This is a genomic window from Microcoleus sp. EPA2, from assembly GCA_020882975.1.
GTDB lineage: Bacteria > Cyanobacteriota > Cyanobacteriia > Cyanobacteriales > Microcoleaceae > Microcoleus.
In genome coordinates this window covers 151,058-163,857 of sequence record JAHRFD010000011.1, presented here as the reverse complement: position 1 = coordinate 163,857, position 12,800 = coordinate 151,058, and the positions used below count along the sequence as shown (strand labels likewise).

The window sequence follows — 12,800 nt, the reverse complement described above, 5'->3', positions numbered from 1 at the left end:
ACAAAATCTTATCACTTTTGCGAAAGCTTTTAGTTACAAAATACGTATATTTAACAATTATTTGCAATAAGTGGAAATTAAAGCCGTCCTAGAAGGACGGGGCTTTAGACCCAATTTTTTGGTAAATCTCAAATCTTAATGACTATGGCCATAGGCTCCCACTTCTGGGTGAAATGGTACAATTTCTGCTGTTACTTCCAAACCCATTTTTTCCAGCATTCCCTGCAAGACTGAATCGGGAGAAAACTTTAAATAATTATCAGCCACTTCTAAAGCTACGTGGCGGTTTCCTAAATGATAGGCCGCCCGCATCAGTAGCAGCCGATTTCCAGCACGTACTGCGAGCACTGCTTCGGGTTTGGCTGTGACTCGCACTAAACAATTACCGTCTTCCGACTGCAATAAATCCCCATCGCGCAGTACAGTACCTCTGGGCAAACGCAAGTTTACCACTTCTCCGGCATCCGTTTCAAATCGGTGACGACTGCGAGTGCGATCGTCCGCAGTCAGGGGTAAAACAAAGCTGACTACAGCATCAGGATTTGCAGGCAAATGTTTTGTAAAAATTAGCATATTTATATTTTATCCCTCACAGGATTTGATGTCGCACCTAATTTTTGAGGAATATCTTATTTATCGGGATTTTCCTGTGAATCGGGAATCGGGAATCGGGAATTGGTGATTAGCTATTGGCACCAACCAATCACCCATAACTAATCACCAATCACCAATCACGAATAACTATGGATTAGTAGTTTGTTGTTGCAGCCGTACCAACTCGGCTTGAATTTGTGCTTTGACAGCCGGATTAGCTTGCTGGAGCAAAGTAAGCTGGTTGAAGCGAGAAACTGTCAAACCATTATTTTCTATAATTTTTTTAGCTTGGTCGCAGTAATTTACTGCCACGCCACGAATGTTTCCAGAGAGCCTATTGATTCCCTGAGCTTCGTTGCACAATACTCTAGGAACCGCTCCACCTGGTGCCATTCCTTTTATTTCTCTATAAGCTTTCTCGCGTCTAGGTTCCATTGCTAAGACAGCACGAGCGTAGCTAGTAATCTCCTCTCTGCTAATCTCTTGAGCTTGGGCGCTAGATCCAAAAACCAGGCTGGGCGAATTGCCGTACAAACCGGGAACCCATCCGCTAGCCAAGGCTGCTGCGGAGATGATGGTTGCTAGCAGGGATTGCCGCAGCATTCGATTTAGATGCAATTTAGGGGTGTTAAGTGAAGTGTTCATGGTCGTAGGTGATTGCTTGTGTTTAGATAAAAATGACACAGGGCTGGGAGGCTCAATCTTTTTGAATAAATTGGTGGCAAGAAAGTTCCTGCCAGGAAAAAAATGTTATATTTTGGCAGAATAGTTTGGGATTTTCTCAGGGCGATCCAATTTAGCTGGATGCTACAGGTAATTCTAGCCACATATCTTGATAGCTTGCCTATCTGGTCGATCGGCATCGACAAACAGCCTGTGGCTCACGCGGCAGTTAATAACATTTTTTCGATGACATTACCTATTCTAACATCGTTGGGAACTTCCGAAAATACCAATTTTTGAGTGTGATTTATTGCTAGAGAAAAGGAGACTATTTTTTCTCACAATCAATGGGGATTAAGAAAGTTTAAATCAATCTAAAATCACTTGACATCCTGGACGATCGCCCTGTCAAAAATCAAACAACTCCCTTAGACTGGTAAAACCTACAAGCAGCGTAGCCCACCGTATAAAACATCACAGCATTGGTACTCGCGCCGATCGCCATTCCTGCCAGTGGCACATTTCGCAGCCCACCAAAAAGCACTTTCAGCACTTCGGAACTACCCACCGACAGGCCAAAAATAGCCAAAACTTCCGCTCGCCTAGTTGGTTCGCGCACATCCATACCGTAAGCCGCAGCAATCTGATAAACCATTTGGGCTTGCAACTGCGTCGTCGCTACCAAATCCACCGCCAGCAGCGCCAAGGCGACTCCAGGGACAACGCTGCTTGCTAAGCCGATACCGCCAGCATAGATGGCTTTTTCTACTACAATCCTGTGAGCGATTTCGGCAGGAGTTTCCTGGGGGTTCTCTTGCTGCAACTTTCTGACAGCAGCTTCAGCACTGGCGACATCCACCATACCGATTAAGGTTAGCAGTCCTTCGGCACGGAAAAACTTCAGGAATTCTCGCAGCAGAGGGTTGTCGCCCACTGCTTCCAAAACTTTTCCTGTCTCGCGGGTGGCTGTGTCGAAATATTCCTGGGCTTGTTTGAAAGTTGCCTCGGCTGCTTCTGGCGCACTGGTGGCGGCCGCCGTGGCAATTTCCGTTCCTGCTACACCGATCGCCTTAAGTGCGATCGCCCCCGTTTCCGCAGCAGCTTGAACCGTTTTTACCTGCATCTGAACCGCCTCACAAACCGAATTTGCTGGGGGCTTGATTTCCTCTGTTGGTTGCGGCTGTTTATCTGTCATGAAAGCTAAATTCCCGATCGCGTTACCTGAATTTTTAATTTAGCAATGCCAGCCCAAATCAACCTAGGGCATGAGACATAGGGCTGTGGGTAGATTTTTGAGTTTTAAATTCCAACTTAAATCAACCTCATTAAAACTAATACCATTTCTCTAAAATCGTGCAATAATCTTTGACCCCCCCTAACCCCCCCTTATAAAGGGGAAGGACAAGACTAATGTTGCATTCTTTTTTAAAATTGGTATAAAAAGATCTCCTGTGAGAGTCCCGCAGCATTTTTAGTTGTCTGGGAATCTGGGTATCCTATTTTTTTTAGCAAAACTGCCGGAGGACAGAGGCGAGCTCCGGCGACGGGAGATTAAGATTTTGATATAACACCCGCGCTGTTTTATGGGGTGACAATCCGCAGCCGTTTGTCAAAGTTCCCCTAGCGATTAGTTGCTGACGGTGAAAACTGGGTAACTGTTTCACAAACAGCGGATTTTGGCAAGGATTATTGCTGCAAATTTACAATTTTTAATTAATGCTCTCCCATGAAAACTCAAAAAGAAATTTGGCGAGTTATTCTCGCAGTGGCTATTAGTGTTGTCGGGGTTCTCCACTTTGCAGTCCCCGCACCTTTTATCAAAATCATGCCACCCCAGCTTCCTTACCCAGAAGCATTGGTTTATATCAGCGGTTTTTTCGAGATTTTGGGAGGCATTGGGCTGTTAGTTCCTCCCGTGAGTCGCGCCGCCGCCTGGGGATTAATTGCTCTGTTTATTGCCGTGTTTCCAGCTAATATTAATCAGGCCATCAACAGCATTCCCATAGAAGGGATTCCCCACCACCCACTTCTGTATTGGTTCAGGCTGCCTTTTCAAGCTGTCTTAATTGCTTGGGCTTGGGTTTATACCAAACCCGATGAAAGGATGGAGGCGAATTCTGTAGTTTCGGAGAGAGTACAAAACCCTCAATGAAGCAATTTGACTACAATCAGGATTTTAAGGCGATCGACTTTCGAGAGCACCCGCAACTTTATCGGGTGGGGAAAGGAGAACAGGGAGTGCTGTTGGTGGAACCTTATAAAGGAGAAATTTTGCCTTTTTGGAGATTTAAGACTCCTGAAATTGCCGCGGAGTCCAGTAGCAAAATTTACTCTCTGTTTTTAGAGTATCTCGATCGCCAAGATTTTGTAGGAGCGGATATGGCTCGTAAGTTTTTGCAGATGGGCTATACTCGATCGCGGCGCTACGCCAACCACAAAAGCGGCAAAAAATACCAGCAGAATCCTCAGAATCTGCACTCTGTTGAAGCACAAACCGCAGCCCGCAAAAATATTTTGCCCCTGGCACCGGATTTGGAGAAAGCGGAATCTGCCACTATTTTTAAAGAGAAATGGATGCTGGCAAAAAATCACCCCAAATATCTACAGCTTTTAGCCAGACACAAACAGATGTACGAATCTTGAACAAACCTGACGGTCAACTGAGTACAGTTAGACCGCACGCTTCTTTTTCCTTTTTTGCAAAGGCTTTTTTGAGTGACGGAGTTCCCCCGCCACTTTCTTAAAAGTTGCCAGTTGGGGACTACCACCTGTTTTCTTGCCTTTTCGATCTAAGTCCCATTGTTACAAAAACTGACAACATAGAATAGGACCCCCAAAACAGCAGTACAGTTAAGTTTGCCGAACTGGGGGCTTCTGAAATCGAGCTTAGTCCTAGTAAATTACTCGTCTGCTTCTTCCTGCTGCCAATGCTGCCAAATTTCAAAGGGATTAAACCCCCTGTATTGGAGGTAATTCAAGACTTTACCCTTGGTCTTTGGATCTACTTTATCCCAAGTATCAATCTTGTATTTTCGCATGACTTTGGCTTTTAATCCGGCAAGTTTTTCTGCTTCGGAGTCTACATTTTCAGCAGATTCTTCCTCCCAAACTTGCTCGAACAAATCGCTGGAAATTCCTTTTTGCAAGCACTTGCGCTTGACGGCAGACTTCCCGTATTTGCCTGCTGCAGAGGCGATCGAGTTTGCCACCAAGCGAGTATCGGACTGATAGCCCCGGTCTTGAATTTGCGCGATCGCCTCCAATATTTCGACCTGGCCAAAACCTTTCTCTTGCCCCTTTTTGCGAAGTTCAGAGGCACTGTAGTCTTTGCGAGACAAGAGAAAATAGAAATAGTCAAGACAGCTCATCAGTTAAATCGAAGGTTGGCGCGCAAATATTCATAGAGTAAATGCCAAATTTAGTCGCCTTACCATCGGCTGACTGCATCGGGTTCGCTGCTATTCTTCTGTATCCTCCTCTTGATCGTCCATGTCAGCATCAGCTCTGTCCACATCGATCTGAATCAAGCGAATGTGCTTGTATCCAAGTTTAATTTCAAACTCGTCTCCCGGCTTTAATCCCATTTCTTGGGTATAATTTGCCCCGATCACGATGGAACCATTCTTGTGAACGCTAGCTCGATAACTGGCTTCTCGTCCGCGTCCATCAGCTTTCGACTTCTCTAGCTCAATTCCCTTAGCAGCTAACACTGCATCGTAAAACTCAGCCAAGTTAATCCTAGTTTCTCCACTCTTGCTCACTGTGAAGTAGCCGCAAAGCTTTGCCAGTTCTCTTCGTGGCAAATCGCTGCCTTTGATTTTTTGAAGCAGACCTTTTCCTGTTAAGGGTGCTGTTGCTGTTTCTGCCATTGACCGTACCTCGCTTATTGGACTTTACTTATATCAATTACAACACATTAGATGAACTTTGTTTGACTGTCAATACTAAGAATTCTGAATATTAAGATTCTGGATTAATTTCTGCGGCCTGTCTGGTCTGGTCTGAAAGTAAGGATGCTGGATGTGTGATATATTTGCTGCTTGTCAATGGCACTGCCACCTAGTCGAAAAGCCCGTTATTCGCCCCTGGAATGACCTCAAAACCCCAAATCCCTGGGAGGAATCTTCTATTAAACTGTTCACCATATAACTTGTAGAGAACAGACGAGGGGGATGGCAATCCCATTACAGTTGGGTAAAATTTGCCCTAGCCGTTGCACAGGTTTTAGCCCAAAAGGCACTCAATGGGCACTGGTACAAACGATCGCGCAACCGCCCTGACAGCTAGTGCAAAATATTGGCCATACCACCAATTAACAGCCGTTACTGGCAGTGATTTATGGCAGTAATGTACTGAATTTCTACTGGTTCCCTGTAGGCTGTCGTTCCCAAAGCAGCATCAGCCACAAATCCACCACCAAGGCAAAGTCGTCTTTGAGCCTCACTCTTGGCACAAAAACGATCCAGCACCCTAGAGGTAGAGCAAATGCCCTGGCACTGAGGACTTTTTTAATTGCTGAAACCATTGATTTTGTTGAATTTCCCCCTCAATTTCTGCTTCTTTCTGCTCCCTGGCGTGGGTTCTTCTCTCAATCAATTTGCCCGATCGGGTCACAAAAATTGTACATTTTAACAGTGGATAGAGAGAATCACAACAGTATAATATTCCTCCATACTTTCGATGGATCATCGCCCTTTTTGCAACTTTTGCAGGGACTGCCAATCGCGAATTGCAGCCTCAGACCACAGCCAATTTTTCGCCAGGGCATCAGCCCCAAAACTCAGCGGATCGCTAGCCATAACTTGTTGGCGAAATTCGATCGCTTTGGTTAAACGAGCTGCTTGCTGTTGAGGTGTCAGGTTGAGAAGAGGTTTTGCCATCACCATTCCCAAACCGGCGATCGCAGTTAAAATATCATTGCCCGCTTGCACAGACACAGAAGGAGTTGGTTTGTTGGGCATCGGTGCGATGGAATTGAGCACTTCCGCCCAAACTTGATAAGCACGATCGAAATTACCTTCAGCATAATAAGCAAAACCTAAAGCATTCCGATACTTCAGAGAATGTGGACGCGCCTTGAGAGCGATCTCCCAGGAACGCCTCGCGTCGTCAACACTGTATTTTTTGTTGCCGATTTGTTGAAATTGCCAAGCCAAACGACCTTTAAGAAAATTAACTTCTGGCTGATCGAGGGCAAATTTGGGGACAGCTTGCAGAGCACCTTCTGCCTGTGGCAATGCTACTCGATCGAGCAATGCTTCTGTAGCTTTAAGACCGGCCCAAGTTTCCCCAGCCTGAAAGTTGTTGAGGGCGATCGCCATGACTTTAGCAGTCTGAGTTTGTTCCAAATTTACCCGCTGTATTTGTAGATAACCTTGGGAAATAGGAGTCCGCACCGTCGGTAATAACTCTTCGGGTTTAGAATTGCTATTTTGCAATTGCCGCCATCCCAAAAAACCAGCCCCCAAAGCCAGAGGCAACGCACAAAACGCCACAGTCAGATATTTTTTCCATCCCAATTTTTTGATTGGTTTGACAATAGCTACTTGAGTGCGACTTGGTTGAGTAGTAGCAAGGGAAGAACCAGGAGTAGAAATGGGGGGTGTTACTGCCGGAAGTGGAGACGGGGAATTTACAGTCGAGAGTGCATAATTTTGCTCCCGCCCATTCATGGGAAACCCTAATTTGTCTGGAACATTGCTCCTGCCTTCCCCATTAGCACAGTCTGCTTCTTGCTCAACAGTAGCGGAATTCCACGTCTTCCATTTGGCACCAGCCAACAGCGGCTGGGTTTCCGACGCTGGGGATTTTTTAGGTTGCAAAGAATCTCCTGTCCCTGGTTGAGTAGGAGTACCTGTCAGATAGCCGTCAAATTCCGGGTGCTGGTAGAGAATCGGCAAAGCCCAGTATAACTGATGAGAACCGTAGGCAGTAATCAGTCCCGCTCTAGCGCGACTCAGGCTCAGATCCACTGGATAGCCTTGATTCAAGTTGCGGTAAAACAGCCTTGTCAGAGTCAGGGCCACATCGTCGGGGATGCTTTCTGCCATTGCTAACACTGCTGGAATCCCCCGCTTGACCAAAGCTTCTGTTAAGTTGCGTTCGGGACTATCTTCCGCCTGGTTTGAGGCATCGCTGTAGGCGCCTCGGCAAGAGTTGAATACGGCCATTTGAATGCCGTTGTTGACTAGCAAGCCGGCTAAGTCGTCGCCACTTAAAGTTTCGGTTAAGCCCGTGCGGCTGCTGACTAGGTAAAGTTCGCCACCTCTGGAACCTAAGTTGCTATGTCCTGCGTAGTGCAGAACTTGGTAGTGCCCTTGTTCTAGGGCTTGGGTTAATTGTTCTCGATCGGGCTGTTCGAGAATTGTCAATTGAATCTCCGGCGCGTGCAGGTTCTGTTTGAGGGGGTTCACAGTCCGGTTTTGGAGTTCTTCTTGTAGGTGAAGAACTTCTCGCTTTAGTTGCAAGCTGTCTCGATCGCTGGGAGAGGCGATCGCCATTAAAATCCTTAACGGGCCGCTACTGGGAATAATCCGAGTTGGTTTTAACAGGTTTGTACCTGTGTGGTAGCGCGAGAAGACCACATCAGTGCCAGTGGCCAAGGGGCGATCGTCAGCGTGTAGAACCTCCCAAGGCAACCGTGACAACCGTCTGTCTTTGAGTCCCACACGCAGTTGCAGCACTTCTCGGCGGTGCTGTGCTATGCCTTGAGCGCAAGTCCAGCTATCGCGCAACCGCCCTTGAAATAGCCCACTGTGTAATTGTTGGCCGAGGGCTACTAAATTTGGCACGGGGTTTTTTGCCGATCGCGACTGCACGCGACTGGTTTTTCCCTGAAGCAAGCCCATTAAGGGGTCATTCATCAGTTCGGCAGACAAAGCCAGCCATTGGTCGATCGGCCAGCGGACTCTTTCTTCTCCCAAGGGTACACCGGGTGCAACCTTTTCTGTCCGCACAAAGTATTCGTCATCCCCAACTGGGGTGACAGACAGTCTAAATTCTTGGCTCACAGATTTAATGCCCTCCCGCCTCAATTCTGAACTTTCCTAGGTTTTTGTCACTAGCAATAACAATTGGCCAACTTATGTTTACTCTTTCAATCAAAGTTTCTGAATCGGTGTCTTCCCATCTGGCGATCGCCTGGTTGCGAAATATTTGCTCAAACACTTTGAGGTTATAAAACTTGTACTTTAATAACAGTTTATTAGTTTTTATCGCCTTGTGGCTCTTGGAAAGCTTACTTAACTTAAATATTCCTATTTTTGACATTTTGCACCTCTACGACAGACCCCTTTACATTGGCGGTAAACTCAACTTTTTCATTGCATGGTGAAGTTAACTTGGGAGCACTTTACCAGGCGGATCTTTAGTTCTTATTAGAATTACTTCTAGTCTCACCCACCGGTTTCAGGGTAATATGGCTAAGAAAGTTGAGGTAATTTTTGGGGGAGAGTGCCTGGGAGGGAAATGTTGCCACCGCTTATCCTCTACCATCTGCCCTCCATCTCCCACCTCCATAGTGTGTCAATTAGTTAATTGGTGTGTAGATTTAGCCTTTGGCATTGGCGATGGGGGATTTGGCATTTTCCACCCTCCAGAGCATCTGCCTCAATAAATCTGCGGGCTGGTGCTTATTTTTATCTAGTATCCCAACTTTAAAATCTCAACCATCCGTCGTTCGTCATCCATCAAAAAATTACCAATTACCAATTACCAATTACCCATTACCCATTACCCATTACCCATTACCTATTACCTATTACCCATTACCAATTACCTATTACCTATTACCCATTACCCATTACCCATTACCAATTCTCGCTCGTACCTCATAGGAGACTTAGAAAGGCTATATTACATTTTTACCTTTTCCATTGTCTCTGGATATTTTTAGAATCTATCTTGAGATAGATATAATTTTGGGTACTTTTTACTATTTAGCGGTAAAAATATATTTTTCCACTACGATCGGGCAAAGGAGCGGTCAACGAGATTGCCACATCCACAACAAAAACAAATGTTCCCATCAGTAAACTATATAAAACAATAATTAATTATCGGGAACTCAATGCAGGAATTTTAAGTCACTGTCCATAGAATCCTGCACCTGTAGGAATTTATCATCCCTGGGATTGTTGTCCACAGATTGTTGTCAAGGGATTGTTACAAAATTTCAAGATAATCCCTGCTAGATTTCTCAAAAGCCCGCTCAACTTTGAGGATTTAGTGTTTAGGGTAGTTAGGGGCTGGGCTTTGTAAATTGCAAGTAAGAATTCACCGAATTATATTGTGGGAATTACGTAGACAATTTAAAATCAGGGTCTTGAACTGTGGAAAATACGCAGAAACATAAGTAAAAGTAGTGTAAGGTCAAGCTTACTCTGTATTTAGCATCTCCATTATTGTTGGTACGTAATTCCTGAAAAAAACACTTGCAATTACCAAATATAACCTTTACAATCAAACAGGAATATTTTGCTAAAAATTGCCTCCCAGAACCCCTTCTAGTAGGCAAAATAAAAAAGCTTGAAAGTATTTTTCTAGCTTCTAGTTTAGCAGGAAAAAATTCCAATCTAATCATCAAGTCGTTTGTAGGAATAATTAACGATGGAAGAAGAAATGTTGTTGGCCAATCTGTCGGGGACACTGTTTCCCGATCGAGGTGATAGTTTGGTTGAAAGTTCCGACTCTGATAATTCTGATAATTCCGATCTCGATTTCACAAAATTAATTGAAGAGGCGATCGCCCAAAAGTTGAACAACACCGTTGACAACAAAAGTGGGAGTGCATTTAACGACACACCCGAAGAAGGTAGCGTTGATGGGAGCGGTAACAGCAAAGGCATCAAAGAAAAGGGCGACACCATCGAAGGCACCGATGACGATGACTTAATCACTGCCACCAGCGCTAACAAGTCGATCTTCGGCAAAAGAGGCAAAGACGACATCAAAGGCAGCCGTGACAAAGATAAAATCTACGGCGGTAAAGATGATGACAAGTGCAAAGGTGACGATGGCGACGACGAAATCCGAGGCGATCGGGGTAAAGACAACTGCGACGGTGGCAGCGGCAACGACTCCATCTTCGGTGGCAAAGACAACGATACCATTACTGGGGGTAGCGGCAACGATACCTGCAAAGGTGATGATGACGATGACTTCGTATACGGTAACGACGGCAACGATGACGTTGATGGCGGCAGTGGCAGCGATAACGTCTACGGCGGCAAAGGCAACGATACCTCCAAGGGTGGCGAAGGCAACGATACCGTCAGAGGGGACCTAGGCAACGACAATTGCGACGGCGGCACCGGCAACGACCAAGTTAACGGTGGTAAAGGCGACGATACCGTTATAGGTGGTATTGGCGACGACACTTGCATGGGTGACGACGGCGACGACAGCGTGACAGGTGGCGAAGGCAAGGATACCATCATCGGCGGTGCCGGCAAAGACACTTGCATGGGCGATGACGGCGACGACAGTATTGTCGGTGGCGCTGACGACGACAGTCTCATGGGCGGTGCCGGCAATGACATGACAGACGGTGGCGACGGCGACGACACCGTGATGGGCGGTGGCGGTGACGACACTTGCATGGGTGGTGCCGGCAAGGACACCATCGTTGCTGGTGACGGTAATGACATGACAGACGGCGGCGACGGTGACGACAGCGTTGTCGGTGGTGGATTAGGCGATGACACTTTGATGGGCGGTTCTGGCAACGATACGATCGTAGGCGGTACTGGCAACCATACCTGTACCGGCGGTACTGGAGATGACATTTTTGTCATTAGCGATCGCACCGACGGCCCAAATTCAGTCATCACTGACTTCACAGAAAATGACAAATTTCTGGTATCTGGCAGCTTAAATTTTAGCAGTTTGTCCTTTGTCCAAGTTGGCGTCAATACCGAAATTCGCGGCAGCAGTAACTTTGTGCTGGCGCTATTGTTGAATGTCAACGCTAGTATTCTCAAAGCCGCCAGCTTTTTGGGAGTTACTGTTTCTCCCCCAAACAATACGGTAACAACTCTAACGCCGATTAACACTCCTCCGCGACTGGAAGCTAACAACGATGTTATTCTTGGTTCCGGGAAAACACAGACTATTACTTCTAGCGATTTGAAGTTTTTCGATCGCGAACAAAGTCCCAACGCCATTATCTTCACGCTGACGGAACTACCTCCTGCTAGCAGTGGGAAACTGTTCTTAAAGGGAGTAGAAGTAACACAAGTAGGTTTAACCTTCTCCCAAACAGACATTAATTCCGGTTCCTTAACTTTCCAAGGCGTAGCTAGCTTTACCGGTGCAGTTAGTTTTGGCTTTAAAGTTACCGACGGCAAAACTACTGTCACCAATCAGAAATTCAGTTTGAATGTTGTTCAAACTGTCTTTAATTTTGCTGGCAATACAGCTCCTCAAGTGATTGTCGGTTCTGTGCTCGATGACGACATCGAGGGCGGCGATGGTGACGATGACATAAAAGCTGGTAAGGGTTCAGACAATATCAAAGGACGGAAGGGTAAAAACAAAATCAAAGGCGACGAAGGCGATGACTCCATCGAAGGCGGCGATGACGAGGACTCCATCGAAGGTGGCATAGGCGGCGACAAAATCATTGGCGGTGCTGGGAATGACACATTAACCGGAAATGAGGGCGATGACTCCATCGAAGGTGGAGAAGGCACAAATATTCTCACTGGTGGTGCTGGGAAGACTCGGTATAGTTACAAGAAATCCCGCGAAGCCATCACCAAAGTTTCAGACGCCGACTTAATTACTGACTTTAAAGTCGATGACGATGTTTTCGAGTTCTCTAATGCTGCTTTTAGTGTCGGCGTTGCTAGCTTAACCCGAATTGAGATTACTGCTAGTTCTGTTGTTGGCATCATCGGCAGCAATAATTTGCTCGACTTCAGCACTGATACCACCGTCACCAGCATTGCAACTTTGCAAGCACGGTTTAAAGCTTTAGGCGGTAATAGCGAACAGCCTGTATTCTGTCAGTTTACAGATGCCGAAACTGGCCGTAATGTCCTGGTATATTCAGTTGGGGTTCGCTTGGAAATTGTCGCTAGTTTCTCTGTGAAATTTAGCCTCAAAGTCAGTAACTTTGTGTTCACTGGCCCACCGCTAAATCTTCCTGTCGGTACTCCCGGCCCTGACAATGTGAATTTCAGCACTTCTCCAGCGGGAATTAAATTCGATGGTTTAGCAGGCGATGACAACATTGTTGGTAGCAATTTTAGTGATAGCATCAACGGCGGTGACGGCAACGATACGATTACAGGTAGCCTCGGCGCGGATCTCCTGACAGGCGGTAGCGGTGCTGATATCTTTGCTTACACCACAACGAAAGAAGGTGGCGATAAAATTCTTGACTTTAAGTCAGGAGTTGACAAATTGCAGTTCATCAGTGGCGCTTTCGGCAATTTGACTACCACTAACTTTGATGCTGTTAGCGGTAGTGCTCCTGATGTGACTGGCAAAGAGTTGGTGATTTTCACCGGCGGTACTTATGTCAGTTTAGAAGCTGCTCA

12 protein-coding genes are annotated in these 12,800 nt (G+C 46.2%); 4 read left to right on the top strand and 8 right to left on the bottom strand.

What is annotated here, in order from left to right:
* Window positions 1-135: 135 nt before the first annotated feature.
* On the bottom strand, window positions 136-573 hold the full coding sequence (gene ureE, locus AAFP14_RS12770; protein WP_341732628.1) for an urease accessory protein UreE: 438 nt from the start codon (window positions 571-573) through the stop codon (window positions 136-138).
* Between the two features lie 168 nt (window positions 574-741).
* Entirely contained in the window at window positions 742-1,197 is a 456-nt protein-coding gene (locus AAFP14_RS12765; RefSeq protein ID WP_341732627.1) for a DUF4168 domain-containing protein, read from the bottom strand.
* A gap of 144 nt (window positions 1,198-1,341) precedes the next feature.
* Here AAFP14_RS12765 and AAFP14_RS12760 point away from each other — a divergent pair, with 144 nt between their 5' ends.
* On the top strand, window positions 1,342-1,557 hold the full coding sequence (locus AAFP14_RS12760; protein ID WP_341732626.1) for a hypothetical protein: 216 nt from the start codon (window positions 1,342-1,344) through the stop codon (window positions 1,555-1,557).
* Window positions 1,558-1,672: 115 nt separating this feature from the next.
* Here the strand turns inward: AAFP14_RS12760 and AAFP14_RS12755 are convergent, their stop codons facing one another.
* Window positions 1,673-2,452, bottom strand: coding sequence for an EcsC family protein (locus tag AAFP14_RS12755; RefSeq protein ID WP_341732625.1), 780 nt, complete (start codon window positions 2,450-2,452; stop codon window positions 1,673-1,675).
* 531 nt (window positions 2,453-2,983) lie between these two features.
* Here AAFP14_RS12755 and AAFP14_RS12750 point away from each other — a divergent pair.
* Both AAFP14_RS12750 and AAFP14_RS12745 read left to right on the top strand, forming a co-directional pair.
* Window positions 2,984-3,409 carry a DoxX family protein gene (locus AAFP14_RS12750; protein WP_341732624.1) on the top strand — a complete coding sequence of 142 codons (426 nt, stop codon included), beginning with the start codon at window positions 2,984-2,986 and terminating at the stop codon, window positions 3,407-3,409.
* Window positions 3,406-3,900 carry a DUF4385 domain-containing protein gene (locus tag AAFP14_RS12745; protein ID WP_341732623.1) on the top strand — a complete coding sequence of 165 codons (495 nt, stop codon included), beginning with the start codon at window positions 3,406-3,408 and terminating at the stop codon, window positions 3,898-3,900. Before AAFP14_RS12750 ends, AAFP14_RS12745 begins: the two co-directional genes overlap by 4 nt.
* A gap of 257 nt (window positions 3,901-4,157) precedes the next feature.
* On the opposite strand, the gene AAFP14_RS12740 is transcribed toward AAFP14_RS12745, so the two are convergent.
* The 5 genes from AAFP14_RS12740 to AAFP14_RS12720 form a co-directional block, all read right to left on the bottom strand.
* On the bottom strand, window positions 4,158-4,625 hold the full coding sequence (locus AAFP14_RS12740; RefSeq protein WP_341732622.1) for a regulatory protein RecX: 468 nt from the start codon (window positions 4,623-4,625) through the stop codon (window positions 4,158-4,160).
* 90 nt (window positions 4,626-4,715) lie between these two features.
* Window positions 4,716-5,126 carry an AbrB family transcriptional regulator gene (locus AAFP14_RS12735; RefSeq protein ID WP_341732621.1) on the bottom strand — a complete coding sequence of 137 codons (411 nt, stop codon included), beginning with the start codon at window positions 5,124-5,126 and terminating at the stop codon, window positions 4,716-4,718.
* Window positions 5,127-5,617: 491 nt separating this feature from the next.
* On the bottom strand, window positions 5,618-5,782 hold the full coding sequence (locus tag AAFP14_RS12730) for a hypothetical protein (RefSeq protein ID WP_341732620.1): 165 nt from the start codon (window positions 5,780-5,782) through the stop codon (window positions 5,618-5,620).
* Window positions 5,783-5,942: 160 nt separating this feature from the next.
* Window positions 5,943-8,267 (bottom strand): CHAT domain-containing protein, encoded by a 2,325-nt coding sequence (locus AAFP14_RS12725; protein ID WP_341732619.1) that lies wholly within the window; start codon window positions 8,265-8,267, stop codon window positions 5,943-5,945.
* Between the two features lie 4 nt (window positions 8,268-8,271).
* The gene (locus AAFP14_RS12720) at window positions 8,272-8,526 is read right to left on the bottom strand and encodes a hypothetical protein (RefSeq protein ID WP_341732618.1); all 255 of its coding nucleotides are present in this window, start codon (window positions 8,524-8,526) and stop codon (window positions 8,272-8,274) included.
* A 1,338-nt stretch (window positions 8,527-9,864) separates the two neighbouring features.
* On the opposite strand from AAFP14_RS12720, the gene AAFP14_RS12715 reads away from it, so the two are divergent.
* On the top strand, window positions 9,865-12,800 hold a 2,936-nt coding region (locus tag AAFP14_RS12715), incomplete at its 3' end, for a cadherin-like domain-containing protein (protein ID WP_341732617.1).